Source organism: Streptomyces sp. PL-29 (assembly GCF_058344425.1).
The window spans coordinates 4,796,590-4,821,604 of record NZ_CP136996.1; the positions used below are offsets into that span (position 1 = coordinate 4,796,590).

Annotated in this window: 23 protein-coding genes; 14 read left to right on the forward strand and 9 right to left on the reverse strand. The window is 73.3% G+C overall.

Annotation, left to right across the window (positions count from 1 at the left end; genetic code table 11):
* The first annotated feature begins 31 nt into the window (after positions 1-31).
* The 3 genes from R4Z63_RS22265 (at position 32) to R4Z63_RS22275 (ending at position 4,107) form a co-directional block, all read left to right on the forward strand.
* On the forward strand, positions 32-967 hold the full coding sequence (locus R4Z63_RS22265; RefSeq protein WP_384445603.1) for a sulfurtransferase: 936 nt from the start codon (positions 32-34) through the stop codon (positions 965-967).
* Between the two features lie 145 nt (positions 968-1,112).
* On the forward strand, positions 1,113-3,536 hold the full coding sequence (gene lon, locus R4Z63_RS22270; RefSeq protein ID WP_384445403.1) for an endopeptidase La: 2,424 nt from the start codon (positions 1,113-1,115) through the stop codon (positions 3,534-3,536).
* Positions 3,537-3,666: 130 nt separating this feature from the next.
* The gene (locus R4Z63_RS22275; RefSeq protein WP_037927808.1) at positions 3,667-4,107 is read left to right on the forward strand and encodes a MarR family winged helix-turn-helix transcriptional regulator; all 441 of its coding nucleotides are present in this window, start codon (positions 3,667-3,669) and stop codon (positions 4,105-4,107) included.
* 176 nt (positions 4,108-4,283) lie between these two features.
* Here the strand turns inward: R4Z63_RS22275 and R4Z63_RS22280 are convergent, their stop codons facing one another.
* Positions 4,284-5,057, reverse strand: a complete 774-nt coding sequence (locus R4Z63_RS22280) for a protein phosphatase 2C domain-containing protein (RefSeq protein WP_384445405.1) — start codon at positions 5,055-5,057, stop codon at positions 4,284-4,286.
* A 498-nt stretch (positions 5,058-5,555) separates the two neighbouring features.
* Here R4Z63_RS22280 and R4Z63_RS22285 point away from each other — a divergent pair, with 498 nt between their 5' ends.
* Genes R4Z63_RS22285 through R4Z63_RS22305 form a run of 5 tightly spaced genes read left to right on the forward strand, consistent with a single transcriptional unit; the run spans position 5,556 to position 11,152 of the window.
* Positions 5,556-8,393, forward strand: a complete 2,838-nt coding sequence (locus R4Z63_RS22285) for a sensor histidine kinase (protein WP_384445407.1) — start codon at positions 5,556-5,558, stop codon at positions 8,391-8,393.
* Entirely contained in the window at positions 8,390-8,878 is a 489-nt protein-coding gene (locus tag R4Z63_RS22290) for a roadblock/LC7 domain-containing protein (protein ID WP_037927819.1), read from the forward strand. The genes R4Z63_RS22285 and R4Z63_RS22290 overlap by 4 nt, the downstream gene beginning before the upstream one ends.
* Positions 8,875-9,264 (forward strand): DUF742 domain-containing protein, encoded by a 390-nt coding sequence (locus tag R4Z63_RS22295; protein WP_037927822.1) that lies wholly within the window; start codon positions 8,875-8,877, stop codon positions 9,262-9,264. Before R4Z63_RS22290 ends, R4Z63_RS22295 begins: the two co-directional genes overlap by 4 nt.
* A complete protein-coding gene (locus R4Z63_RS22300) occupies positions 9,245-9,874 on the forward strand; it encodes a GTP-binding protein (RefSeq protein ID WP_384445409.1) in 630 nt (209 codons plus the stop codon). Before R4Z63_RS22295 ends, R4Z63_RS22300 begins: the two co-directional genes overlap by 20 nt.
* Positions 9,875-9,877: 3 nt before the next feature.
* Entirely contained in the window at positions 9,878-11,152 is a 1,275-nt protein-coding gene (locus tag R4Z63_RS22305) for a styrene monooxygenase/indole monooxygenase family protein (RefSeq protein WP_384445411.1), read from the forward strand.
* Here the strand turns inward: R4Z63_RS22305 and R4Z63_RS22310 are convergent.
* The 3 genes from R4Z63_RS22310 to R4Z63_RS22320 form a co-directional block, all read right to left on the reverse strand.
* Positions 11,089-12,258 (reverse strand): C40 family peptidase, encoded by a 1,170-nt coding sequence (locus R4Z63_RS22310; RefSeq protein WP_384445413.1) that lies wholly within the window; start codon positions 12,256-12,258, stop codon positions 11,089-11,091. The two genes, R4Z63_RS22305 and R4Z63_RS22310, sit on opposite strands and share 64 nt — an antisense overlap.
* A gap of 213 nt (positions 12,259-12,471) precedes the next feature.
* Positions 12,472-12,873, reverse strand: a complete 402-nt coding sequence (locus tag R4Z63_RS22315) for an SHOCT domain-containing protein (protein ID WP_037927838.1) — start codon at positions 12,871-12,873, stop codon at positions 12,472-12,474.
* On the reverse strand, positions 12,873-13,280 hold the full coding sequence (locus R4Z63_RS22320; protein ID WP_037927841.1) for a DUF6325 family protein: 408 nt from the start codon (positions 13,278-13,280) through the stop codon (positions 12,873-12,875). The genes R4Z63_RS22315 and R4Z63_RS22320 overlap by 1 nt, the downstream gene beginning before the upstream one ends.
* Positions 13,281-13,377: 97 nt before the next feature.
* Here R4Z63_RS22320 and R4Z63_RS22325 point away from each other — a divergent pair, with 97 nt between their 5' ends.
* Positions 13,378-14,745: an FtsW/RodA/SpoVE family cell cycle protein gene (locus R4Z63_RS22325; protein WP_037927844.1), complete on the forward strand. Its 1,368-nt coding sequence runs from the start codon at positions 13,378-13,380 to the stop codon at positions 14,743-14,745.
* Positions 14,742-16,211: a penicillin-binding transpeptidase domain-containing protein gene (locus R4Z63_RS22330; protein WP_384445416.1), complete on the forward strand. Its 1,470-nt coding sequence runs from the start codon at positions 14,742-14,744 to the stop codon at positions 16,209-16,211. Before R4Z63_RS22325 ends, R4Z63_RS22330 begins: the two co-directional genes overlap by 4 nt.
* Before the next feature lie 102 nt (positions 16,212-16,313).
* Here the strand turns inward: R4Z63_RS22330 and R4Z63_RS22335 are convergent, their stop codons facing one another.
* The gene (locus R4Z63_RS22335; RefSeq protein ID WP_384445418.1) at positions 16,314-17,426 is read right to left on the reverse strand and encodes a ferritin-like domain-containing protein; all 1,113 of its coding nucleotides are present in this window, start codon (positions 17,424-17,426) and stop codon (positions 16,314-16,316) included.
* Positions 17,427-17,594: 168 nt separating this feature from the next.
* On the opposite strand from R4Z63_RS22335, the gene R4Z63_RS22340 reads away from it, so the two are divergent.
* The 3 genes from R4Z63_RS22340 (at position 17,595) to R4Z63_RS22350 (ending at position 19,646) form a co-directional block, all read left to right on the forward strand.
* The gene (locus R4Z63_RS22340) at positions 17,595-18,524 is read left to right on the forward strand and encodes an AurF N-oxygenase family protein (protein ID WP_037927852.1); all 930 of its coding nucleotides are present in this window, start codon (positions 17,595-17,597) and stop codon (positions 18,522-18,524) included.
* A 125-nt stretch (positions 18,525-18,649) separates the two neighbouring features.
* Positions 18,650-19,363 carry a TetR/AcrR family transcriptional regulator gene (locus tag R4Z63_RS22345; protein WP_037928590.1) on the forward strand — a complete coding sequence of 238 codons (714 nt, stop codon included), beginning with the start codon at positions 18,650-18,652 and terminating at the stop codon, positions 19,361-19,363.
* A 10-nt stretch (positions 19,364-19,373) separates the two neighbouring features.
* Positions 19,374-19,646 carry a DUF8847 domain-containing protein gene (locus R4Z63_RS22350; protein ID WP_037927855.1) on the forward strand — a complete coding sequence of 91 codons (273 nt, stop codon included), beginning with the start codon at positions 19,374-19,376 and terminating at the stop codon, positions 19,644-19,646.
* An 83-nt stretch (positions 19,647-19,729) separates the two neighbouring features.
* Here the strand turns inward: R4Z63_RS22350 and R4Z63_RS22355 are convergent, their stop codons facing one another.
* The 3 genes from R4Z63_RS22355 to R4Z63_RS22365 form a co-directional block, all read right to left on the reverse strand.
* Positions 19,730-20,971, reverse strand: coding sequence for a histidine kinase dimerization/phospho-acceptor domain-containing protein (locus tag R4Z63_RS22355; RefSeq protein WP_384445605.1), 1,242 nt, complete (start codon positions 20,969-20,971; stop codon positions 19,730-19,732).
* 50 nt (positions 20,972-21,021) lie between these two features.
* Positions 21,022-21,861 (reverse strand): hypothetical protein, encoded by an 840-nt coding sequence (locus R4Z63_RS22360; protein WP_384445421.1) that lies wholly within the window; start codon positions 21,859-21,861, stop codon positions 21,022-21,024.
* A 162-nt stretch (positions 21,862-22,023) separates the two neighbouring features.
* A complete protein-coding gene (locus R4Z63_RS22365) occupies positions 22,024-22,656 on the reverse strand; it encodes a hypothetical protein (protein WP_384445423.1) in 633 nt (210 codons plus the stop codon).
* Between the two features lie 186 nt (positions 22,657-22,842).
* Between R4Z63_RS22365 and R4Z63_RS22370 the strand changes: the two genes are divergently transcribed.
* Positions 22,843-23,700 carry a nuclease-related domain-containing protein gene (locus tag R4Z63_RS22370; RefSeq protein WP_384445425.1) on the forward strand — a complete coding sequence of 286 codons (858 nt, stop codon included), beginning with the start codon at positions 22,843-22,845 and terminating at the stop codon, positions 23,698-23,700.
* Between the two features lie 141 nt (positions 23,701-23,841).
* On the opposite strand, the gene ku is transcribed toward R4Z63_RS22370, so the two are convergent.
* Positions 23,842-24,996, reverse strand: coding sequence for a non-homologous end joining protein Ku (gene ku, locus R4Z63_RS22375; protein WP_384445427.1), 1,155 nt, complete (start codon positions 24,994-24,996; stop codon positions 23,842-23,844).
* Between the last annotated feature and the right edge of the window lie 19 nt (positions 24,997-25,015).

Here is a 25,015-nt window from a genome sequence, read left to right on the forward strand (position 1 = left end):
CCGCGAGCCTCCAGGAGGTGCCGCCATGCCCATGCCCATGCCCCTGCCCGAGCCCGGCCGTCCCGAGCCCGACCGCGCGGGGTGCGGACCTGTCCGGTCCGGCCGGCCGGGGTCCCGCGAGCCCGGGCCCGCGCACCCGGGACCGCTGGTCGGCGCCGACTGGCTCGCGGCCCGGCTGGGCGCCCCCGGACTGGTCGTCCTCGACGCCTCCGTCGGCGTCCACCGCGCCGCCGGACGTCGCATTCCGAACGCCCGCCCCTTCGACCTGGACGGCCACCTCTCCGACCACGCGGCCCCCGTCCCGCACACCATGCCCGGCCCCGCCGCCTTCACCGAGGCGATGCGCTCCCTCGGCCTCCACGACACCGACACCGTCGTCGTCTACGACGGCGCCGGCCTCTACTCCAGCGCCCGCGCCTGGTGGATGCTGCGCGCCACGGGCTTCGACCGGGCCGCCGTCCTGGACGGCGGCCTGCCCGCCTGGACGGCGGCCGGACTGCCCGTCGAGACCACCGGCCCGCGGTACGAGGGCCCGCGCGGCTCCTTCACCGCCCGGCCCCGTCCGGGGCTGCTGATCGACGCCGAGGCCGTCGCCGCGGCCCTGGTCGACCCGGACTCGGCCGTACTGGACGCCCGTACCCGCGAGCGCTTCGAGGGCACCGCCCCCGAACCCCGTCCGGGCCTGCGCGGCGGCCACATGCCGGGCGCCGTCAGCCTCCCGTTCGGCGAACTCCAGCGCCCCGACGGCCTGATGCGCCCGCCCGGGGAACTGCGCGCGGCCTTCGAGGCGGCCGCGGGCGGCCGCGAAGGCCTCCGCTTCAGCTGCGGCTCCGGGGTGACCGCGTGCGTCCTGGCCCTGGGCGCCGACCTCGCCGGCTACCGGGACCTGGCGGTGTACGACGGCTCCTGGAGCGAGTGGGGCCTGCCCTCGCCGTCCCGTCCGGTGGCCACCGGCCCCGGCCGGTGACGGCGGGTGCGTGCCGCCCGCCGCCGGGACCGCCCGGGAGGCCACCGTGTGCCCGTTCGCCCCAGGCGAACAGGAGTGGGGGAACACTGAGGCGCGCAGATGCATTGAGTCGGCATAGCTCAACTTCACTGCCGGAGGGAAGATCATGGCTTCGACGTCCATAACGCTCACCCTGCCCGTGCTGCCGCTCGACGACGAGGTCGTGCTGCCCGGAATGGTGGTCCCGCTGGACCTGTCCGACGCCGAGGTGCGAGGAGCCGTCGAGGCCGCCCAGGCCGCGGCGGGCCGGGGGTCCCTCCCGGCGGCGTCCGGGGGAGGGAAGCCCCGGGTGCTGCTCGTGCCGCGGATCGACGGCAGGTACGCGGCGACGGGCGTGCTCGGAACCGTCGAACAGGTCGGGCGGCTTTCCGGCGGCGACCCCGGCGCGCTCATCCGCGGCCTCGGCCGCGTCCGTATCGGCGCCGGTACCACCGGACCCGGGGCCGCGCTCTGGGTCGAGGGCGAGACCGTGGACGAGAGCGTCCCCGATCCGCTGCCGGGCGCCGCGATCGAGCTCGTCAAGGAGTACAAGGCCCTCGCCACCAGCTGGCTCAAGAAGCGCGGGGCCTGGCAGGTCGTGGACCGCGTCCAGCAGATCGAAGGGGTCTCCGCGCTCGCGGACAACTCCGGCTACTCGCCGTTCCTGACGGTCGAGCAGAAGGTCGAACTGCTGGAGACCGCCGACCCGGTGGCCCGCCTCAGGCTCGCGGTCAAGGCGCTCAGCGACCACCTCGCCGAACAGGACGTGGCCGAGTCCATCGCCAAGGACGTCCAGGACGGCGTCGACAAGCAGCAGCGCGAGTTCCTGCTGCGCCGCCAGCTGGAAGCCGTGCGCAAGGAACTGCGCGAGCTGAACGGCGAGAAGGACGGCGAGGAGTCCGACGACTACCGGGCCCGCGTCGAGGCCGCCGACCTCCCGGAGAAGGTACGCGAGGCCGCGCTCAAGGAGGTCGACAAGCTGGAGCGGTCCAGCGACCAGAGCCCCGAAGGTTCCTGGATCCGCACCTGGCTGGACACGGTGCTCGAACTGCCCTGGAACGAGCGCACCGAGGACCGGTACGACATCCGGGGCGCCAGGGCCGTGCTCGACGCCGAGCACGCCGGTCTGAGCGACGTGAAGGACCGGATCACCGAGTACCTGGCCGTCCGCAAGCGCCGCAGTGAGCGCGGCATGGGCGTCGTCGGGGGCCGGCGCGGGGGCGCCGTGCTTGCGCTCGTGGGCCCGCCCGGAGTCGGAAAGACCTCGCTGGGCGAGAGCGTGGCCCACGCCATGGGACGCAAGTTCGTCCGCGTCGCGCTCGGCGGCGTACGGGACGAGGCCGAGATCCGCGGCCACCGCCGGACCTACGTCGGCGCCCTGCCCGGCCGCATCGTCCGGGCCGTCAAGGAAGCCGGATCCATGAACCCCGTGGTCCTGCTCGACGAGATCGACAAGGTCGGCTCCGACTTCCGGGGAGACCCGGCCGCGGCCCTGCTGGAGGTCCTCGACCCGGCCCAGAACCACACCTTCCGGGACCACTACCTGGAGGTCGAGCTGGACCTGAGCGACGTCGTCTTCCTGGCCACCGCCAACGTGTTGGAGGCCATCCCGGAGGCCCTCGCCGACCGCATGGAGCTCGTCCGCCTCGACGGCTACACCGAGGACGAGAAGGTCGTCATCGCCCGCGACCACCTGCTGCCCCGCCAGCTGGAGCGCGCCGGGCTCGCCGCCGACGAGGTGGTCCTGGAAGAGGACGCGCTGCGCAAGCTGGCGGGGGAGTACACCCGTGAGGCGGGCGTGCGCACCCTGGAGCGGGCGATCGCGCGGCTGCTGCGCAAGGTCGCCGCCCAGCACGAACTGGGCGAGCGGGAACTGCCCCACCGCATCGGGGCCGGCGAGCTGCGGGGCCTGATCGGGCGTCCGCACCACGTGCCCGAGTCCGCCCAGGACCCGGCCGAGCGGCGCACCGCCGTCCCCGGAGTGGCCACCGGCCTCGCGGTCACCGGCGCGGGCGGCGACGTGCTGTTCGTGGAGGCCTCGCTGGCCGACCCGGAGACGGGCGCGGCCGGACTGACCCTCACCGGCCAGCTCGGCGACGTGATGAAGGAGTCGGCGCAGATCGCGCTGAGCTTCCTGCGCTCGCACGGCGCCGAACTGGAGCTCCCGGTGGCCGACCTGAAGGACCGGGGCGTGCACATCCACTTCCCGGCCGGAGCGGTGCCCAAGGACGGCCCGAGCGCGGGCATCACCATGACCACCGCCCTCGCCTCGCTGCTGTCCGGGCGGCAGGTCCGCACGGACGTGGCCATGACCGGCGAGGTCTCGCTGACCGGACGGGTCCTGCCGATCGGCGGGGTCAAGCAGAAGCTGCTCGCCGCTCACCGAGCGGGGCTGACCACCGTCGTCATCCCCAAGCGCAACGAGGCCGACCTGGACGACGTCCCGGCGGAGGTGCTGGAGGGACTGCAGGTGCACCCGGTGACCGACGTCCGCCAGGTGCTGGAGCTGGCCCTGGAGGGTGCGCAGGCACCGGTCGCCGCCATCGCCTGACGGCCCGCCGCCCGACGGTGCAGGACGGCCCGGTGGCCCGCTGCGGCGGGGTCCCGGGCCGTCGCCGCACCCGCTGCGAAATACTGGGCCCCACCCACCGGGGTGCCACACACAGCAGAAGGAGCGGGACGTGCGCGGGAGTGAAGACCAGGAGTTCCTTGCCCTGGAGCGGGAGCTGTCCGTCTTCCTCCGGCGGGCCCGCGCCTCCTCCGGCGAGATGGCCCGGGAGCTCCACCCCGAACTGGAGCCCGCCGCGTACGGGCTGCTCGTACGGCTGGAAGCGGCCGGCCGGCAGCGGGCCACCGACCTCGCCGCCTACTTCGGCGTCGGCAAGGCCACGATGAGCCGACAGCTGCGGGCCCTGGAGGTGCTGGGTCTGGTCGCCCGCGAGCCGGACCCCGCCGACGGGCGGGCCTTCCTGGTCGGGCTCACCGAGGAGGGCCGCGAGCGCTTCCTGCGGGTGCGCGGCGCGCGGCGCGAGCAGTACATGCGCAAGCTCGCCGGCTGGGACCGCGGCGAGGTGGCGGAACTGGCCCGCCTGCTGCACCAGTTGAACGCCGGCACGGAGTAGCCGAGCCCCGGCCGCAGCGGCGTCGGGCCCGTCTCCGGTCGGCCGGACGCGGCGCGAAAGTCACCGATCACGGCCTGGCCATAGCCCGGCCCGGCACCGCTTTTGGGGCCGACGGCCTCCCCTCCATCCCGATCTCCGCACTGACCCCGGGCCAGTGCCCGCCGAGAGCTGAGAGCTCAGAGCTCCGCGTAGACGGCCGATGCGTCGTCGTGCCGCTTGTGCCGGGCCGTCGGGCGGGCAGGGTCGGACTCCACGGCGCGGACCCGGTCGATCAGGCCCTCCGCACCCTCCTTCCGCAGCACCGACAGGCACTGCGCCCAGTCGCCCTCGCCGAACGTGTCCGTCCACCGGCTCGCCCCGTCCGTCAGCGCGGCGACCGCCCGCACCCGCCCGCGCGGGGTCCGCCCCGTGATCGCCCGGGCCGCCACCGTCGGGTCCGTGGCCGCCGTGAAGAAGCCGCCCTCGGCGTTGCGCAGGGCGTCCGTCGCGGCCACCGAGCGCAGCACCTCCCGGGGCAGCCGGTCCAGCCGGTCGTCGAGCACGGCCGTCACCTCACCCCCGGGCGCCTGGAGGAGGAGTACCGAGTCCGAGAGCACGAGGTGCTCCACGTACGTCTCGTCCCAGCGGACCACGACCACCGTCGCCTGCGGGGTGCGTACGTGAGAAAGGTCACAGGTGTCGCGGTGGGCCTCGGCCGTGGCGCGGACCGCCTCGGCCAGGATCAGGTCCAGCGGCATGTCCCCTCGCGAGGCGGACAGTTCGGTCAATCGGCCGCCGAGCCGGGCTGTGAACCACGGAACCCCGTGCACGCACCCGTCGCCGCCCGCCGGCGGGGTGACTCCGTCGAGGGCCACGAGGACCCCTCCTCCCGCGGCGGGTGTCGAGGCCGACAGCCAGTCCTCATTGGGGCGTTCCGGACTGCCGGGAGCCGTGGCGAGGTCGATGCGCATACGGACATTCTGCCCGGTGGCGCCCCGGAAGGCGGGCTTGGTGCGTACCAAGAGGGGGAGAGGCCGGTGCCCCCGCGGGCGAGCCGCCCGGACCGGGGCCGGCAAGACCCCGGTGCGGGACGGCCGATGTGGGCGGGCATACTGCCAAGGCCGCATCGATCTTTCAACCACCTGTCCACGGAACCGCTCTGGGGCCGGGTGTCCGAGTTTGGCCGCCAACTCATCCGTGATGTTCACTCGTTCGAGTGGCCGGGTGGGCGATGTGCGGCTCTCTCCCCAACACGCTGCAAAGGTCTGAGGCGGTACGAGGGGGGCAGGGGGCGTTTACTTGTTGACCGGCCGTTACCTCGGCCACACGAGTAGACGAGCATAAGCACACGTACAGGATTGCGAGCACCGGTGCAGAAGAAGCGGTCTCGGAACAGGGGGCACCTCCCAGCGGTAGCTGGGGGAGGCACCGCCGCCGAAGGCCCGGCCCCCGCAGGACGCCGCGTCCGCGTGCGCAGCCGGCTGGTCGTCGGTGTCGCCGTCGCGGGACTCACCGTCCTCGTGGCCGGCACCCCCGCCGTCGTCACCGCTGCCAGGGAGCTGAACGACTCCCAGCGGCTGGTCACCCTCGCCGAGCAGACCGGCCAGATCCTCACCCTCACGCACGTTCTCGCCGACGAGCGCGACGCCGTCGTCGAGTACGCGGCCAAGGGCCGACCCGGCGCAGCCAAGGCCGGACTCCAGGACCGCCTCCTGCGTACCGACCGGCAGATCGCCGAGGCCGTGGGCGTGGTCGACGAACCCCTCGCCATGGCCCTCGCCCGCGTCGGGTCCGTCCGCACCGAAGCCATCGACGGCAAGGGCAGCGCCCTCGACGCCCACCAGGCCTACACCGGCGTCATCACCGAACTCCTCGCCCCGGGCACCCGGCTCGCCGAGCTGACCCCGCCGCGCGCCGGGGCCGCCCTCATCACCACCCGTCCGCTGGCCCCCCTCGGCCAGGCGGTGGAACAGGCCTCGGCCACCCGCGGACTGCTGCTCGGCGCGCTGGCCGTGCCCCGCAGCGAGCAGCCCGTGCCCCGCGGCGAGCAGGCCTCGGGCTCGGCCACCGTCGATGAACTCACCGCCGCCGCGCAGCGCTCGCGCGTACGCGAGCAGGCGGCCCTCGACGACTTCGCCCGGGTCGCCCGCCCCGACGTGCGCCAGACCCTCACCGCCACCGTCACCGGCCCCGAGGTCAAGGCGGCCGACGACTACCTCAAGAGGTTCACCGACCGGCCCACGCAGGCCACCCCCGACCGCAAGACCGACGGTGCCGCCGTCGGCGCCGCGCTCACCTCGCGCATCGACCGGATGCGCACCGTCGAGGCCACCCTCGCCGGACAGCGGGCCTCCGCCCTCGCCTCCCTGCGCGACGACGACGTCGCCCGGCTGGAGATCCTGGTCGCCCTGCTCGGCCTGCTGTTCCTCGTCGCCGTCGGATTCGCCACCGCCGTCGCCCGCTCGCTGACCCGCCCCCTGTCGGTCTTGCGCCGCGGAGCGGAGCGGCTGGCGACGCCCGAAGGCTCCGTGGAACCGGTGCGATTCACCGGCCGCAACGACGAGTTCGCCGAGGTCGTCCGGCACCTTAATGCCGTACGTGACCAGACGGTCTCCCTGCACACCCGGATCGCCGGGCTCGACGCCGACCGGCGCCGCATCATCGGCCGCAACGAGGCGCTCGCCTCGGGCCGCGAGGCGCTGGAGGAGGAGCTGACGAAGCTGCGCGCCGGGCTGGAGGAGCACCGCCGCATCATGTCGACGACCTCCGTCTCGCTCTCGCTGCGCACGCTGGGCCTGGTCGAGCGCCAGCTCGCCGTCATCGAGGAACTGGAGTCCAAGGAACAGGACCCCGACCGGCTCGCGACCCTCTTCAAGCTCGACCACCTGGCGACCGTGATGCGCCGCCACAACGAGAACCTGCTGGTTCTCGCCGGGCAGGAGCACGGCCACGGACAGGCGGCGCCGGTGGCGCTCGTCGACGTGATGCGGGCCGCCGTCAGCGAGATCGAGCGCTACGAGCGCGTCGACCTCGCGGCACTGCCCTCGTACACGCAGGTGGCCGGGCACGCCGCCGACGACATCTCGCACGTGCTCGCCGAACTGTTGGAGAACGCCACGACGTTCTCACCGCCGGACGTCAAGGTGAAGGTGTCGGGCTGGACGCTCGACAACGGCGACGTCGTGCTCTCCGTCGTCGACGAGGGCATCGGCGTCACCGAGGACCGCCTGCAGGCGCTCAACGCCCGGCTGTCCACGCCCGAGGCGTACGACGAGGAGCCCGAGGAGGATCACGGCCTGGGCCTCGGCCTGTACGTCGCCGGGCGGCTCGCGGCACGGCACGGCGTCACCGCGGAGTTGCGCGGCGCGCGGCACGGGGGGACCGAAGCCCTGGTGGTCGTCCCCGCGGCGCTGCTGCCCGCCACCCCGCCGGCCTCGCCCGTCCACCACCTGGCCACCCCGGGTGCGCCCATCCTGCACCTGCCGGGCGTGATAGCGGAGGCGAACGAGAACACCCTCCAGGCCCGTCGGCGCGGTGCGCACGCCGCCCCCGAGGCCGACGCCGCCGACCCCGACCCGAAGCCCGCCCGCCCGGTGGCCGACCCGGACCCCGCCGATCCCACGGAGCAGGCCGTCCCGGCCGAGCCGGTCACGCCGGTCACCCTGGCCGAGGCCTTGGCGACCGCTGCGGAGGCCCCCTCCGGTGGAGGTCTCCCGCCCGCCGACGAGGTCTTCACCGCGGCCCCGACCGCGGACACGCCGTCGCCGACGGACGCCCCGCCCGCCGACCAGGTCTTCACCGCCGAGCCCGCCGAGCCCGCCGAGCCCGCCGAGCCCGCCGAGCCCGCCGAGCCGGACCCGGCCGTGGCTCCCGCGGGGGAGCAGCTCGTCGCGCGTATCGTCCACGACGCGGACGCGGCCGACTTCACCCTGCCGGATCCGGCCGAGCCCGCCGAGCCCCCCGCAGGGGACGCGCACGCCCACGCCCCCGCCGAGGCCGACTGGCTCCCCCGCCAGGGCAGCCACCCCGCCGACCCTGCAGACGGCGGCGGCCCCGTCACCGCCAAGGGCCTGCCGAAGCGCACCCCGCGCACCGTCGCTGCCCCGCGCAGGGAGGACGTACGGCCCCAGCAGCCGCACCGGGTCGACGCCGAAGAACTGCGGCGCCGGCTCGGGGGCTTCTACCAGGGAGCCCAGGACGGCCGACGCGTCGCCGCCGCCGAGCTGGCGAAGGACCTGGCGCCGGACCGGGGGCGGGAAGAGAGCAATACCGACCAGGGGGACAGCGCACAGGAGGCACGCACATGACCGCGCCCAGTACGTACGGACTGAGCACCCAGGCCCGCAACCTGCAGTGGCTGCTGACCGACCTGGTCGAGGAGGTGCCCGGCGTCAACTCCGTCGCGGTCGTCTCCTCGGACGGGCTGCTGCTCCTGTCCTCCGACTCCGGAGCGGGCGGCGCGGGCGAACGGCAGGAGACGCCGGGGCCCAAGGGGCCACGGGGAGCGTCCGCCGACCTCGCCACGATCGTCTCCGGTCTCGGCAGCCTCACCACCGGGGCGGCCGCCCTCATGGAGTTCGGTGCCGTCAAGCAGACCATGGTGGCGATGGAGCACGGCTCGGTCTTCGTCATGGCCATCAGCGACGGCTCGCTGCTGGGCGTGCACGCCGCGCCCGACTGCGATATGAGCGTCGTCGCCTACCACATGGCCCTGTTCGTCGGCCGCGCCGGACACGTCCTGACCCCCGAAGTCCGCAGCGAGCTGCGCCAGTCGATGGAGAACACCCCGTGAGGAGACCGGCCGCCGACCGACTCCCGATACGCGGAGCCGACCGCCGTCCCGCCCGCGTCCGCCCGTACTCCCTGACGGGCGGACGGACACGGTTCACCCAGGTCCTGAACGTCGAGACCTTCGTCGCCGCCCTGGACACCAAGGCGTCCGAACCGCAGAAGCCCGATCGCATGCCCGAGATGCCCGCCATCGTCGAGGTCTGCCGGCGCATGCGCACGATCGCCGAGATCGCCGCACTGCTGAAGCTGCCGCTCGGCGTGGTCCGCGTCCTCGTCAGTGACCTCGCGGACCAGGGAAGGATCCGCGTCTACGGAACGGGCCACGGCTCCGGCCGGCCCGAACGCGCGCTGCTGGAAAGGGTGCTCGGTGGCCTTCGCCGTCTCTGACAGACCGGAGCTGGACGACGAACCGGTCCAGCCCTGGCAGTACGACCGCTCCCGCGCCCCCGTCGCCGTCAAGGTGCTCGTCGCGGGTGGCTTCGGCGTCGGCAAGACCACCTTCGTCTCCTCCGTCTCCGAGATCACCCCGCTGCGCACTGAGGCGGTGATGACCCAGGCCAGCGTCCCGACGGACGACTTGTCCGGAACCCCGGACAAGCACACCACCACCGTCGCCATGGACTTCGGTCGCGTCACGCTCGACGACGACCTCGTCCTCTACGTGTACGGGACCCCGGGCCAGGAACGGTTCTGGTTCATGTGGGACGACCTGGTGCGCGGAGCCATCGGCGGGCTCGTCATGGCCGACACCCGCCGCCTGCGCGACTGCTTCCCCGCCCTGGACTACTTCGAGAGCTCCGGGCTGCCGTACGCCGTCGCCGTCAACCACTTCGAGGGCTCGCACGCCTACGAGCCCGAGGACGTGCGTGACGCGCTCAGCGTCCCACCGCACGTACCGGTGGTGATCATGGACGCGAGAGAGCGCCGAACGGTGATCGAATCCCTGCTGGCGCTGGTGGGCCACGCCCTCGACAGCACTCCCGAAGAGAGGACCTGAGAGATGCGCAGGATACTCGTCGTCGGAGCCGGCCAGTCCGGTCTCCAGCTCGCTCTCGGGCTCCAGGCGAAGGGGTACGAGGTCACGCTCATGTCCAACCGGACCGCGGACGAGATCCGCACCGGACGGGTCATGTCCACCCAGTGCATGTTCGACACCGCGCTCCAGCACGAACGCGACCTCCGGATCAACTTCTGGGAGCGGCAGGCCCCCAGGATCGAGGGCCTCGGCGTCTCGGTCGCCGCCCCCGACGGCAGCCGTCCTATCGACTGGCTCGGCCGGCTCAAGGGCTACGCGCAGTCCGTCGACCAGCGCGTGAAGATGGCCGGCTGGCTGGACACCTTCGCACAGCGCGGCGGACAGCTCGTCATCCACGGGGCGTCCGTCGCCGACCTGGACTACTTCTCCCATACCTACGACCTGGTGCTGGTGGCCGCCGGCAAGGGTGAGCTGGTGTCCATGTTCGGGCGGGACGCGGCGCGTTCCCCGTACGACGCCCCGCAGCGCTCGCTCGCCGTCTCCTACGTGCACGGGCTCGGGCCGCGCCCGGAGCACCCCGAGACGGAAGCGGTCCGTTGCAACCTGGTCCCGGGCGTCGGTGAACTGTTCGTCATGCCGACCCTGACGACCTCGGGCCGGGCGGACATCCTCTTCTGGGAAGGTCTCCCCGGTGGTCCGCTCGACGTCTTCGAGGGCGTCAAGGACCCGGCGGAACACCTCGCTCTCACCCTGGAGCTGATGGAGAAGTACACGCCGTGGGAGTACGCCCGCGCGACGAAGGTGGAGCTGACGGACGCGGGCGGCACGCTCTCCGGCCGGTACGCGCCGGTCGTCCGCAACCCGATCGGGCGTCTCCCCGGCGGCGGGCTCGTCCTCGGTGTGGCCGACGTGGTCGTCGCCAACGACCCCGTCACGGGCCAGGGCTCGAACTCCGCGTCGAAGTGCGCCGCCTCGTACCTGTCCTCGATCCTCATGCACGGGGACAACCCGTTCGACGAGGCGTGGATGAAGGCGACCTTCGACAAGTACTGGTTCACCACGGGCAAGCCGGTGACCCAGTGGACGAACGCGATGCTCGGCGTGCCGCCGGAGCACGTGCTCAACCTGATCGGGGCGGCGGGACAGCTCCAGCCGGTGGCGAATCGATTCGCCAACGGCTTCGACAACCCGGCCGACTTCGACGCCTACTTCTACGACCCCCAGGACGCGGCGGACTACCTGGCCGAGGTCACCGCAGCCGCGGCCCCGTCCTCGGCGGGCGCTTCCTCCGCGGAGTAGCCGGCGTCGTCCGCCGCCACGCCCGAGGTCTCGGGCAGCGGCGGCGGGGTGAACTCCGCCAGCGGAGCCCCGTCCGGGTCCGGCCGCACCGCCCCGAGCAGAGGGTTCGCGGCGATCGGTGAGACCTTCACGACGGACCCCGGCCGCGGCGCCTGGATCACCATGCCGTCACCCACGTACAGACCCACATGGGTGGCCTTGGGGAAGTAGACCACCAGGTCCCCCGGCCGCAACTGGTCCAGCGGCACCCTCGGGAGCTGCGCCCACTGCTCCTGACTGGTCCGCGGAATGCTCCGGCCGGCGTGCGCCCAGGCCTGGGAGGTCAGGCCCGAGCAGTCGAAGGACCCCGGCCCCTCGGCCCCCCAGAGGTACGGCTTCCCGATCTGTGCCGCCGCGTACCTGAGGGCCGTGCCGCCCGCGGCCGTGGGGGTGCCCGTGCGGGTGGGAAGGGCACCGGAGGCCACCAGGTCCCGCTGCGCCGCCGCGGTCTTCTCGGCCTCCCGCGCGCCCAGCCGGGTGAGCTGCTCCGGAGTCAGCGAGGCCAGCAGCCGCTCGACCTGTTTGAGCTGTGCGGCGACCTCCTCCTTGTGGGCCTTCTGCTGCGCCGCCAGCGTCTGCCGGGTGTCCAAGGCCTTGCGGGCCCGTACGGCGAGCGCGTCGGCCTCCTTCTCGCCCTGCGCGAGACGGCTCAGCGCGGCCGCCCGGCGGGCACCCTCGCGGGCGGCGAGCCGCCGCTGCTCCAGCGCCGCCTGGGGGTTTCCGGCCAGCAGCATCCGGGCGTAGGGGGACAGGCCCCGGCCACCCTGGTACTGCTCGCGGGCGAGCCGCCCGGCGAGGGCACGACCGGCGTCGAGGGCCGTACGCGCCCTGCCGAGTTCGGCGGCCCGCGACCGCTCCTCCCGTCGGCCCGCCTCCAGGGCGTCCTGCGTGCTCTTGTACGCCTCGGAGGCCTCCTCGGCCTTCTGGTACAGCCCCTGCAGGCGGGTGAGCAGCGCGCCGACGTTCTCCCCTTCGGGCAGACCGGGCTCGGCACCGGCGTCCTGGACCGGTCCGGCGACGAGGAGCGCTACGGCGATGCAGGCAGCGCGAAGCCCCCGATATGACATGGGATCACCTCCGAGAGCGCCGATGCTCCCACGTCCGGTATGACAAATCCCCCAACGGGGTCGGCCGGTCGCAGCGCGCCACTCGGTCGGGGGATACGGCCTCCCGGGAGCGGCAGCACCAGGCCCCGGGCTTGCGCCGCCCCGCGCCCCTCTTCTTCACCCGGCCGGTTCTCTCCCCCTCCCCGCCCCGAGCCCTTGACCTGCCGGGTGCCGTCAGCCGTTCAGGAGGCGGGTCTTCGCGGCCGTGAACTCCTGGGGGGTCAGGAGGCCCTCGCGGGCCAGGTCCGCCAGTTGGCGCAGTTCCGCGGCCAGGCCCGCGGGGGCCGCGGGGGTGGGGACGGGGTGGGATTCCCAGTACACCGCGTCGACCGGCTCCGGCTCGTAGTCGGGCTCGGGCTCGTCCATCGGATCCGGTTCCGGCTCCTCCAGGGGCTCCGCCTCCGCCGTCTGGATCTCTCGGGCCGGCAGGCCCCGGAGCGGGGGCTCCTCCGGGCGTACCGCGCCGGCCGTCTCCTGCGCCGCGCCCGAGGCCCGGGCCAGCAGGCCCCGCAGCAGCGGGGATCCCGCCGGTCGGTTCGCGGCGCGGACCGTCACTCCCATCGGCCGGATGAACATCAGGCCACCCCTGCCCGGGGGTCGGCGGGGACCCGGTCCGGCGGGATGCGGACCGAGCCCACGATCCGCCCGCCCGCCGCCCGTACGGCGATCGCCGCGTCCTCGGCCCACACGTGCTCTACCACCAGCAGCAGCGCGCAGCTGCCGCGGTCCAGCAGGTCGGCCGCCTCGTGCACGTCCTCCGGTCCGATCAGCCGGGCCGCGTCCCGTCCCGTCAGCAGGCCGTGCAGTTCCACGAACTCGTCGAACTCGGCGGCGAGGACCTCGCCCGAGGCCGTCTTCGTGGCGACGAGCCCGTCGATCAGCCGGACCACCCCCGTCTTGCGCAGCCCCGTCACGGCCTCGACGGCCGGTACCCGCAACTGCTCCTCCGGGAAGGCGAGGACGATGAATTCCACGGGTCCCATGCGCCTCGGCTCCTCACGTGCGACCGTTGATGACGACTCTTCGGCACACTATGACATAAGCGGACATAGCATCCGTCCGCTTGCTACGTTTCGGGGTATGACCGCTCTGACGGCGAAGGTGGCGGAGCCCTCGCCCCCGCCCCCCGAAGCCGGTGCGCCCACACGTCGGGGAGTCGAGCTGGCGCTCCTCACGGGCGCCGTCCTGATCTCCGTACTCGGTCACCTCCACGTCGGCCTCGCAACCACCGGCCGCATCCCCGACCCCGCAGACCGGTACGCCGTCGGCCTCGCCGCGGCAGCCCTGCTCGCGCACCTCGCCGTCCGGATCCGGGCCCCGTACGCCGACCCCCTCGTGCTCCCCATCGCCGTCCTGCTCAACGGGCTCGGCCTGGTGCTCATCCAGCGCCTCGACGCGGCCACCCCGGGCCACCCCACCGCCGACGACCAGCTCCTGTGGTCCGCCCTGGGCGTGGTGTTCTTCGTCCTCGCCGTCACGCTGCTGCGCGACCACCGGATGCTCCAGCGCTATGCCTACCTGTCCGTCGCCTGCGCCCTGGCGCTGATGCTGGTTCCCGTCTTCTTCCCGGCCGTCAACGGCGCCCACATCTGGATCCGCTTCGCCGGCCTCTCCTTCCAGCCGGGGGAGTTCGCCAAGATCCTGCTCGCCGTATTCTTCGCCTCCTACCTCGCCGCGAACCGCACGGCCCTGGCCCTGACCGGCCGCCGGCTCTTCTGGAAGCTGCGCCTCCTGCCGGGCCGTGTGCTCGGTCCGATCCTCGCGATCTGGCTGCTCAGTGTGGGCCTGCTCGTCCTGGAGCGGGACCTCGGAACCTCTCTGCTGTTCTTCGGCCTCTTCGTGATCATGTTGTTCACCGCCACCGGGCGGATCGGCTGGATCGCGATCGGACTGCTGCTCGCCGCCCTCGGCGCATACGCCGTCGGGACCTTGGAGCCCCACGTGAACAGCCGTGTGGACGACTGGCTGAGTCCTTTCGCCTCCATCGAGCGCGGCGAGGGCCCCGGCCAGCTCGCCCAGTCCCTCTTCGCCTTCGGTGCGGGCGGGCTCCTCGGGGCCGGCCTCGGCCAGGGCGATTCCTACCTGATCGGATTTGCCGCCAAGTCGGACTTCATCCTCGCCACCGCCGGCGAGGAGCTCGGACTCATCGGCCTCACCGCGATCCTGCTCCTCTACGGCCTGCTCGTCGCCCGCGGCTTCCGCGCCGGACTCGCCCTGCGTGACCCGTTCGGCCGGCTGCTGGCCACCGGCCTCGCCTCGATCGTCGCCCTCCAGGTGTTCGTCATCGCGGGCGGAGTCACCGGGCTGATCCCGCTGACCGGCATGGCCATGCCGTTCCTGGCCCAGGGCGGGTCCTCCGTCGTCACGAACTGGATCATCGTCGCCCTCTTGGTCCGGCTCAGCGACAGCGCCCGCCGGCCCCGTCCCGGGCAGGAGGCGGCCGAGTGATCCGCTACATCCGCTGGTGCGCGTACTTCTGCGCCCTGCTGCTGCTCGCCCTGCTGGTCAACATCGCACGGGTGCAGGTCTGGGAGTCCGCGGCCTACGGTGCGAATCCGGCCAACAAGCGCACCGCCATCGGGCGTTACGCCGAGCCGCGTGGGGACATCCTCGTCGACGGGCGGCCCGTCACCGGCACCCGAGACAGCGGCCAGCTGCTGCGCTACGAACGGACCTACACCAGCGGCCCGCTCTACGCGCCCGTCACCGGCTTCTCTTCCCAGACGTACGGGACCAGCTTCGTCGAGCGTGCCGAGGACGCCGTCCTGTCGGGCACGGACCCCGGGCTGTCGGCGTTCCCCCTCTGGTACGACCTGACCCGTGGGCGCCCGGCCGGCGGGGACGCCGCCACCACGGTCCGCGCCGCCGTGCAGCGGGCCGCGTACGCCGGACTCGGTGGCAAGCGCGGCGCGGTCGCGGCCCTGGAGCCGGCCACCGGGAGGATCCTCGCGCTGGTCAGCAGCCCCTCGTACGACCCCTCTGTGCTCTCGGGGACGGGGGCGAAGACGAAGGCGGCCTGGACCGAGCTGAACGAGGACCCCGCCCGGCCGATGCTCAACCGGGCGCTGCGGGAGACCTACCCGCCCGGCTCCACCTTCAAGATCGTGACGGCTGCGGCGGCGCTCGACGCGGGGGTGGTGACCGACGTGGACGCGCCGACGCGGACGCCGGACCCCTATCCGCTGCCCGGGACCAGCACCCTGCTGCCGAACGCGGCCAAGGGGTGCGAGGACGCCTCCATGGCCGAGGCGGTCCAGTGGTCGTGCAACACGGTGATGGCGAAGATCGGAGTGCAGGTCGGGCTGCGCGGGATGGTGGACGCCGCGCGCCGCTTCGGCTTCAACACGGAGGGGCTGCGGGTGCCCTCGTGGGTGTCCCGGTCGAACTTCGACACCGACATGAGCCCGGACCAGCTGGCACTTTCCTCGATCGGGCAGTTCAACACCACAGCGACACCGCTCCAGATGGCGATGGTGGCCGCGGCCGTCGCGAACGGCGGTGAGCTGGCCTCCCCGTACCTGGTGGAGCGGACGACCCGGGGCGACGGTTCCCCGGTCCGGCGTGCGGACCGGCGCAGCCTCGGGCGGGCCATGAACCCGGCCACCGCGCTGCGGATGCAGGAGCTGATGGTGAAGGTGGTGGAGAACGGCACCGGGAAGAACGCGGCGATCCCGGGTGCGGTGGTCGGCGGCAAGACCGGTACCGCCCAGCACGGCGTCGGCAACGCGGGGACCCCGTACGCCTGGTTCATCTCCTGGGCCCGCACGGAGGGCGCGGCCCTGCCGGCGGTGGCGGTGGCGGTGGTGGTGGAGGACGCGTCGGCGAACCGGGGGGACATCAGCGGCAACGGCGCCGCCGCCCCGATCGCGCGGGCGGTGATGGCGGCGGCGCTGGGCGCGAAGCCCTCGGATTAGGCCTCTGGTTCGTGCGGGGAGGGACGGGGGCTGCGCCGGTTCGGGTGCCCGGATCGGGGCGGGCACCGATCGCCGGAGCGGCGCAGCCGGGCTCGGCGGGACTCAGCGGGTCGGGTCGGTGCCCTCCCGGATGGCCGACTCGACCTCCGCGACCCGTGCCGACTCCTCGGCCGCGAAGCGCTCGCGGTCGAAGGCCTCGGCGATCTCCTCGTCCTGGCTCATCAGCAGGTCGAGGTTGGAGTCACCCATGTGGAAGACGCCCAGGTCCACGTACGCCCGCTGGAGCCGTTCGCCCCACAGCCCGATGTCCTTCACGCACGGCACGATCCGGCTGAACAGCAGTTTGCGGAACAGGTGCAGAAACTCGGACTGTTCGCTGAGGCGCTGCGCCTCCTTCGCCGGGATGCCGAAGTTCTCCAGCACCTCCACCCCGAGTAGCCGGTCCCGCATCAGGTAGCAGCCCTCGATCACGAACTCCTCGCGCTCGCGCAGTTCCGCGTCCGTCAGCTGCCGGTAGTGGTCGCGCAGCGCCATCCGCCCGAAGGCCACGTGCCGTGCCTCGTCCTGCATCACGTAGGCCAGGAGCTGCTTGGGCAGCGGCTTGGTGGTCGTGTCCCGGATGAGACCGAAGGAGGCCAGCGCCAACCCTTCGATGAGCACCTGCATGCCGAGGTACGGCATGTCCCAGCGGGAGTCGCGCAGGGTGTCGCCGAGCAGTCCCTGGAGGCTGTCGTTGACCGGGTACAGCATCCCGACCTTCTCGTGCAGGAAGCGCCCGAAGATCTCGGCGTGCCGGGCCTCGTCCATGGTCTGCGTGGCCGAGTAGAACTTCGCGTCGAGGTCCGGAACGGATTCGACGATGCGTGCCGCGCACACCATCGCGCCCTGCTCGCCGTGGAGGAACTGGCTGAAGTTCCAGGCGGTGTAGTGCCGGCGCAGGTCGCCCTTGTCCTTCTCGGTGAGCTTGGCCCAGTGCCGCGTCCCGTAGAGCGGCAGGGCCTCGTCGGGGGTCCCCAGCGGATCGTACGGGTCCACCTCGATGTCCCAGTCGATGCGCTTGGCGCCGTCCCACTGCTTGTCCTTGCCCTTCTGGTAGAGGGCGAGGAGCCGCTCGCGGCCGTCGTCGTACTCCCAGGTGAAGCGGGCGGAACCGGAGGCGGGAATCTGCCAGACGGCGTCGCCCGGGTCCTCGGTGTAGAGCTCGTGCGTCGACACTGACGCCCCCTCGTCTCACGTACTGCGGTGCAGGACCGGACAGTTGGCAGAGTCACACGTTGGTAGACGCAGGGTCAACAAGTAGTGCGCGAGGGATTGACGACCTTGCTGACAAGGAGTCTCATAAGCGATGACCGCCGGTAACTCGACGACGAGGTGTCCGAAGCCATGACGACCGTGACCGAACGAGCCGCGCTCAGGGACGCCCTCGGCCTCCTCAAGGACCGGGAGCAGACAGCCGAGCGCCTGCTCGAATCCTCGGCCAGGCACTCCTTCGACCCCGACAGGGAACTCGACTGGGACGCCCCCATGGTCGAGGGGAAGTACTACTGGCCGCCCGAACTGCTCTCCCTCTACGACACCCCGCTCTGGAAGAAGATGGGCGAGGAGCAGCGCATCGACCTCTCCCGCCACGAGGCGGCGGCGCTCGGCTCGCTCGGCGTCTGGTTCGAGATCATCCTGATGCAGCTGCTGGTGCGACACATCTACGACAAGTCGCTGACCAGCAAGCACGTGCGCTACGCGCTCACCGAGATCGCCGACGAGTGCCGCCACTCGATGATGTTCGCCCGCCTGATCGAGAAGAGCGGCAGCCCCGCCTACCCCGTCTCCCGCCTCAACCACAACCTCGCGCGGATCCTGAAGACCGTCTCCACCACGCCCGGGTCCTTCGCCTGCACCCTGCTCGGGGAGGAGATCCTCGACTGGATGCAGCGCCTGACCTTCCCGGACGAGCGCATCCAGCCGCTGGTGCGCGGAGTCACCCGGATCCACGTCATCGAGGAAGCCCGGCACGTCCGGTACGCCCGCGAGGAGCTGCGCCGCCAGATGCTGACGGCCCCGCGCTGGGAGCAGGAACTCACCCGCGTCAGCTGCGGTGAGGCGGCCCGCGTCTTCTCCCTCGCCTTCGTCAACCCCGCCGTCTACGACAACATCGGCCTGGACCGCCGCGAGGCGGTCGCCCAGGTCCGGGCCAGCGGCCACCGCCGCGAGGTCATGCAGGCCGGCGCCAAGCGGCTCACCGACTTCCTCGACGACATCGGCGTACTGCGCGGCGTCGGCCGGAAACTGTGGCAGAGCTCGGGCCTCCTGGCATAGGGAGGGGGCGGGGCACGGGCACCCGGGCGGACGGACGGGACGGCACGGGTTCCCGCGGTTCCCGGGTTCCCGCGGACTTGGCGGACGTCGGCCGCGGTCGGCCGCCCGCGGGCTACCCTGCGCTCATGACCGTACGCGCGTACCGCAGGCTGAGCGTCGAGGAGCGGCGGGCCCAACTCCTCGACGCGGCCCTCTCGCTGTTCGCGCACCGGGCCCCGGAGGAGGTCTCGCTCGACGACGTCGCGGAGGCCGCCGGGGTCTCGCGCCCGCTCGTCTACCGCTACTTCCCCGGCGGCAAGCAGCAGCTCTACGAGGCGGCCCTGCGCTCGGCGGCCGATCTCCTGGAGCTCTGCTTCGCCGAACCCCAGCAGGGCCCGCTGACCCGGCGGCTGTCCCGGGCCCTGGACCGCTACCTCGCGTTCGTCGACGAACACGACACCGGCTTCGCAGCCCTCCTCCAGGGCGGCAGCGTCGTGGAGACCTCCCGCACGACGGCGACGGTCGACGGCATCCGCCGGGCCGCCGCCGACCAGATCCTCCTCCACCTGGGGGTCCCGGCCCCCGGACCCCGGCTGCGCATGATGGTCCGTACCTGGATCACGGCCGTCGAGGCCGCCTCCCTCATGTGGATCGACGAAGGCAAGCAGCCCGAGGTGGACACCCTCCGCGACTGGCTGCTCGACCAGTTCATCGCCCTGCTGACAGCCACCGCCGCCACGGATCCGCAGACCGCGGCGGCCGCCCGGACCGCCCTGTCCCTGGAATCGGCGGACGGCCCGGTGGGGGACCTGGCCCGGCGCGTGATGCCGGTGGTCTCCGAGGCCGCCCACCTGCTGTGACACTGGTGGAGTGAGAAGCGAACCGACCCCCTTCGAGGGCGGCCCGATGGACGGCCGGGTCCTCCCGATCCTGACCGGCCCGACCGGACACCCGCCGAAGTGGTACGAGATCCCCGTCCCGACGCCGGACGGCCCGCCGACGGTGCTGCTGTACGAACGCGTCCCGGCGGGCTACTCCAAGCGGCTGGGTCTGCAGAAGGGCTGGAAGTACGCGTTCCGCCCCTCGGGCACCAAGCCGCGCCCCCGCTGGCCCTGGACCAAGCCCTCCCGCCCGCAGAGCTGACCCCCGGCCCGCCGCCGCGGCCGGCCGCCGGCGCGTGCCCCGCGGCGCCCGGGAACGGGGCCGCGGGGCCGGGCGGCGGCCCGTCAGGAACCCGGGAGAGTGAGGACCGCCAGGCCTCCGCCACCGTCCGCGGAGCGGAAGCGCAGCGTCGCGCCGATCGCCTCCGCCTGACCCGCGGCTATGGTCAACCCCAGCCCGTGCCCCTTCCCGCCGCTGCGGAAGCGCTGCGGGCCGTGTGCCAGCAGGTAGTCGGGGAAGCCGTCCCCGTGGTCCCGTACGGTCACCACCGTTCCGTCCACCGTCAGCACCACCGGCGCGCGCCCGTGCTGATGGGCGTTGGCCACGAGGTTCCCCAGGACCCGTTCCAGCCTCCGCCGATCCGTCTCCACATGGGCGTCCCGCAGGACGACCGCCTCGGTGTCCGTCCCGGAGGCCCGCACCACGCGCCGAGCCAGCCGCCCCAGCTGGTGCAGGTCGGTCTCCACCGCCTCGCTGCCCGAGTCCAGCCGGGAGATCTCCAGCAGGTCCTCCGTCAGCTGCCGCATCGTCCGGACCCGTTCGCGCACCAGCTCCGTCGGCCGGCCCTCCGGCAGCAGCTCCGACGCCGCCTGCAAGCCCGTCAGCGGAGTGCGCAGCTCATGGGCGACGTCCGCGGTGAACCGCCGCTCGCTCTCCAGCTTCGACTGCAGGCTCCCCGCCATCGTGTCCAGCGCCCCGGCGACCGTCGCCACCTCGTCCTGGCGCCGCGACGGTTCCTTCGTCCGCGGGTCGTCCACCCGGGCGTCGAGGTCGCCCCGCGTGATCCGCCGCGCCACGGTCGCCGTCTGGTGCAGCCGCCGCGTCACCCGGGTCACCGCGAAGGTCCCCACGAGCAGGGTCCCGCCGATCGCCAGCACCGACGACCCGATGATCGCCTTGTCCAGGCCGCTGATGGTGCGGGCGCTCTGCCCGTAGTCGACCACCGTCGCCAGGGCCCGTCCGTCCGCCGGGCCGGCCGCCCACATCGTGGGGCGACCGCGGTGCTCCGCCACGACCGTCCCCCGGTGCCCGCCGACCGCGAGCGCCCGCAGCTGCGGCGGCAGGCCCACCGGATCCAGGCCGGAACCGGGCGGCAGCGGCTCGCCCGCCTCGTACGCGTCCGTGACGTCGCTCAGCTTGCCCAACGCCTTCTCCCGCGCCGTGGCCACCGTCTGACGGGTCACCTCCACGTGCACGAGCGCTCCGAGGACCGCGGCCAGCGAGCAGCACATCACCGCGATGAAGCAGGCCGACTTCCAGGTCAGCGTGGCCGTCCAGGCAGGCAGTCGGAGCCGTCCCCGCCACAGCCCGGCCCGCGCCCGGTCCTCGTTCCCGCTGTTCCCGCTCCCGCGCGCCGTCACGGCCGGTCCGGTCCGGGACCGAGTCCGGTGCCCGGTCCCGTGCCCGGTCCGGTGCCCGACCCCGTGCGGGGTCCCGTGCCGGGCCCGGGCCCGGGCCCGCGGTCCTGCGGACCCTGCGGGTTCGCGGGCACCCGTACGATCTGCTCGCGCGTCGGCAGCATGGTGCGCTGCTTCTCCTCCCAGGACCAGGCGGTGATCAGCTCGTAGCCGCGGTTCCCGCTGGGTACCCGCAGGACCACGTCGTGCCCGGCCAGCTCCACCGAGACGACCGTCTGGGTGGTCGCCATGATCCGGTTGAGGCGGCCGTCGCGGTCCGCCGTGTAGACCCGTACGGACATCCTCCTGTCCGGGAACTCGATGCCGATGATCAGCTCGTCCCGGCCATTGCCGGTGAGGTCCCGGTAGTACGGCGCCAGCACCGGGCACGACGCGGGCCCCGTGTCCCCCCGCGCGCAGGTGTTGATCGCCGCGGCGGTCTCGGCCGGTATCCCGTCCGCACCCGACCTGGTCTTGGGGTGGGCCCGCAGCTCCGCCTGGACGAGCGCCACGGGATCGACCGCGTGCACGTCCTCGTCGGGGACGGGCGGGATCCCCTTCACGTACTCGGGTGGAGCCCCGGCCGGATCGGCCGGCGGCACGGTCGCCCCCGTGCGGTCGGGCCACAGGTGGACGGGCCCGCTCGCGGTCGCGGTCGCCCCGGCACCGACCAGCCCGCCGGTGTCGCCGCAGCCCGCCAGCAGCGGGAGCGCGGCGAGGGCCAGCAGCGGCGCGCGGGCCGGGCCGGAAACGGGAGAGCGGGAGCGGCTCGCCGCCCCGCCGAAAACGAACCTCTTCACGGCCCCCCAGTCCACAGCCCCCGTGCCCTTCTGCGCGCCCCGCCGCGACGGTCGATCACATCCACCCTATGCGGAGGTGTGCCCCCTTTTACCCGGGTGGCCGCCGGTGGTCGGAGCGCGGGCGGGAGCGCTGCCCGCCGTCCATGCGGCCGCCGACGGCGGTCAGCCGTCGGTACGCCCCCGACGCAGCATGGCGAAGCCGAGTCCGGCCGCGCCCACCGCCGCGATGCCGCCGCCCGCCGCGAGCAGCAGCACGCCCTCGCCGGGCCCGTCGGCCAGCGTACTCAGCCGCCGGCCCTCCGCGGACGCGGCCTCCAGGGCGCGGGTGTCGCCGGCGGCGGCCCGCTGCTCGGCCGAGACCGGGACGATCTGCCCGTCGCGCGTGCCGGTCTTGTGCCCGCCGCCCGCGACGGCGTGGCCGCCGCCCTGCACGATGGCACCGCCGACCCAGGAGGTCAGCCGGCCCGCGGGGTCCAGGGCCGCGTGCAGGCCGCCCGAGCCGTCGACGGCGATGACCCCGTCACGGCTGGTCAGGGTGGCCGCCCTGGTGCCGTCGACAGCCAGGATGTCGGCCTGGTAGCCGCCCTCGGCCGTCCGGTAGACCTTCGCCGTGGACACTCCGTCGGCCAGTTCGAGGCTCTTGACCAGAGTCCGCTGGGCGGCCGAGGAGTGCGCGGAGGCGGCCGCCGGCACCCCTTCGGCCAGAGCGGCAGCGGTGGGCAGCGCCAGCAGGCTGCCGGCACAGGCGGTCACGGCGGTGGCGCGAACGAGAGTGCGGCGGCGGGCGGTGCTCACGGAAAGTCCTTCGGTGCTGGTCGGGCCCTGGTGTCTCCAGGTGCGACCACCGTAGGCGGCGGCCGTTGCGGCGGCACCCCGTTCGTGTAACAGCGAAGTCGCAACAGCCCGTCGGAGTCGTTACACATCCGAGGGATTGCCGTGCGCCGCCCCGGCTGCTCACATGGACGGCGGGGGTGAGGGTGAATGCGCGGACTCAAGGTACTGCCCAGCGGCCGTCCCGGACGCGGTCGACTGTACGTCAACTTGCCCGACGGGCAGGCGGTCGCCTGGTACGACCGCCAGGCCAACCGGATCAGTGTCCTCGAAGACGACCACCGCGAGGCAGTCCTGGCCGCGCTGCGTCCCTACCTGAGCGGCACCGTCTCCATCGGGCCGCCACCGGTCCCGACCGCGGCCGACCTGCGCCGCCTGGCCATGCCGCCGGACGCGGACCTGGCACCGAACCGCCCCGGCGAGACCCTGCTGGGCGAGTTGGAGCACGGCACCGCGGGCAGCCGGGCCCGCCACCGGCTGCGCCAGGACCTCGCCGCGCAGCAGCGGATGGGTGACGCCCTCGACGCCCTGGAGCAGGACGGCTGGCGGACCCTGCACTGCGTCCCGCTCCCGGGCTCCGGCCACATCGACCACCTGCTCATCGGTCCTGCCGGGATCTTCTGCGTGCGTACGGTTCCCGGACGCCGCCAGCGCGCGGTGGTCGGCGACCTGCTGCTCACGGTCGGCCGCGCCGAACCCCGTCCGGACCCCCGCTGGATCCGCGGCGCGGCGGTCCGCGCGACCGTGCTCCTCGCCGCGAAGGTCACCCCGGCCCTGGCGGTGGTCGACGCCTCCCGCCTGGAGACGGCCCCGACGGTCCGCGACATCCGCATCCTGCAACCGCAGTCCGCGGCACCGGACCTCGCCGCCGCTCCGGTGGCCCTCAAAGCCCCTGACGTCGAAGCCCTGTTCGCCCAGGCCCGCGACACCCGAACCTGGCTGCCGCAGCGCCCGCCCCTGAGCCCCGGCCGCACCGCAGCCCCGCGAGGGGGCGCCTCCCGGCGGTAGCCGGGGGAGCGGGGGCGCGAGGTCCGGGGTGCGAGGTTCCGGGGTGGAGTCCGGTGGACGGCGGCGGGGCGGGGAGGGGCGGGGCGGGGCGGGAGAGCACAGCACAGGCGTGGTTCTCGAACCAGACCCCGGGCCAGCCCCTCAGGCAGAGGTCCGCTTCCGCGGTGTCGCGGCCTTCTTCGCACCCGAGGCCGTGGCGGCCCTCTTCGTACCGGCCGCCGCCGTCGACGTGGCCGTGGCCGATTTGGCGGTCCCCGACGCGGCGGTCGTCGACCTGCCGGTGCCCGACTTGGCGGTCGTCGACCTGGCGGTGCCCGACTTGGCGGTGGTGGACTTCTTCTTCGAAGCGGTCTTCGAGGCCGCCGTCTTCTTCGCCGAAGCCGCCGTCGACTTCTTCCCACCGACCGCCTTCGGCGCAGCCGACGCCCTGCGCTTCGTCCCGCCCCGCCGCCGCATCGGCGTGACCTCGGCCTCCGTGCCACTCTCCGGGGCCGCTCCGTCAGGCCGCGCACCCTCGCCCCGCGAGGCCTTCGCCGCCCGCACGCTCTTCTCCAGCGCCGCCATCAGGTCGATCACCTGCCCCCCGGCCGGCTCCACGGTCGCCTCCGCCGGTTCGAACGCCCCGCCCGCCTTCGCCGCGATCATCGCCTCCACGGCGTCCCGGTAGTCGTCGTGCAGCGATGCCATCTCCACCTCGCCGAGCGTTGCCATCAGGGCGTCCGCCAGGTCCAGTTCGGCGTCCCGTACGGTCACCTCCACGTCCGGAGCGACTCCTTCCGGCGCCCGGATCTCGTCCGGCCACAACAGCCCGTGCATCGCGATCACGTCGTCGACGACCCGCAGCATGCCGAGCCGCTCCCGCCCTCGCAGCGCGTACTTGGCGATCGCGACCTTCCGGCTGCGCCTCAGCGCCTCCCGCAGCAGCGTGTACGGCTTCGCCGCCGTGGCCCCGTTCGCCGCCAGGTAGTACGCCGCGTCCATCTGCAGCGGGTCGATCTCCTCGGCGGGCACGAACGACATGATCTCGATCGTCTTCGCCGTGGCCAGCGGCAGCTGAGCCAGGTCCTCATCGGTGATCGGGACGACCGACCCGTCGGCCTCCTCGTACCCCTTGCCGATCTCGGCGCCCGCCACCTCCTCGCCGTCCAGCTCGCACACCTTGCGGTAGCGGATCCGGCCGCCGTCGGCGAGGTGGATCTGACGGAAGGAGATCGAGTGGCTCTCGGTGGCGTTCACGAGCTTGATCGGAATGCTGACGAGGCCGAAGGAGATCGCTCCGTTCCATATGGATCGCACGGTTCCTCCTGTTTCGTGG

What these genes read in the sequence shown, in the direction of transcription:
- lon (WP_384445403.1), top strand. Translation starts at nt 1,113, where the DNA reads ATGGCTTCGACGTCCATAACGCTCACCCTGCCCGTGCTGCCGCTCGAC.
- R4Z63_RS22370 (WP_384445425.1), top strand. Translation starts at nt 22,843, where the DNA reads ATGCGCGGACTCAAGGTACTGCCCAGCGGCCGTCCCGGACGCGGTCGA.
- R4Z63_RS22325 (WP_037927844.1), top strand. Translation starts at nt 13,378, where the DNA reads ATGACCGCTCTGACGGCGAAGGTGGCGGAGCCCTCGCCCCCGCCCCCC.
- R4Z63_RS22280 (WP_384445405.1), bottom strand. Translation starts at nt 5,057, where the DNA reads ATGCGCATCGACCTCGCCACGGCTCCCGGCAGTCCGGAACGCCCCAAT.
- R4Z63_RS22265 (WP_384445603.1), top strand. Translation starts at nt 32, where the DNA reads ATGCCCATGCCCCTGCCCGAGCCCGGCCGTCCCGAGCCCGACCGCGCG.
- R4Z63_RS22340 (WP_037927852.1), top strand. Translation starts at nt 17,595, where the DNA reads ATGACGACCGTGACCGAACGAGCCGCGCTCAGGGACGCCCTCGGCCTC.
- R4Z63_RS22305 (WP_384445411.1), top strand. Translation starts at nt 9,878, where the DNA reads ATGCGCAGGATACTCGTCGTCGGAGCCGGCCAGTCCGGTCTCCAGCTC.
- R4Z63_RS22290 (WP_037927819.1), top strand. Translation starts at nt 8,390, where the DNA reads ATGACCGCGCCCAGTACGTACGGACTGAGCACCCAGGCCCGCAACCTG.
- R4Z63_RS22345 (WP_037928590.1), top strand. Translation starts at nt 18,650, where the DNA reads ATGACCGTACGCGCGTACCGCAGGCTGAGCGTCGAGGAGCGGCGGGCC.
- R4Z63_RS22315 (WP_037927838.1), bottom strand. Translation starts at nt 12,873, where the DNA reads ATGTTCATCCGGCCGATGGGAGTGACGGTCCGCGCCGCGAACCGACCG.
- R4Z63_RS22320 (WP_037927841.1), bottom strand. Translation starts at nt 13,280, where the DNA reads ATGGGACCCGTGGAATTCATCGTCCTCGCCTTCCCGGAGGAGCAGTTG.
- R4Z63_RS22310 (WP_384445413.1), bottom strand. Translation starts at nt 12,258, where the DNA reads ATGTCATATCGGGGGCTTCGCGCTGCCTGCATCGCCGTAGCGCTCCTC.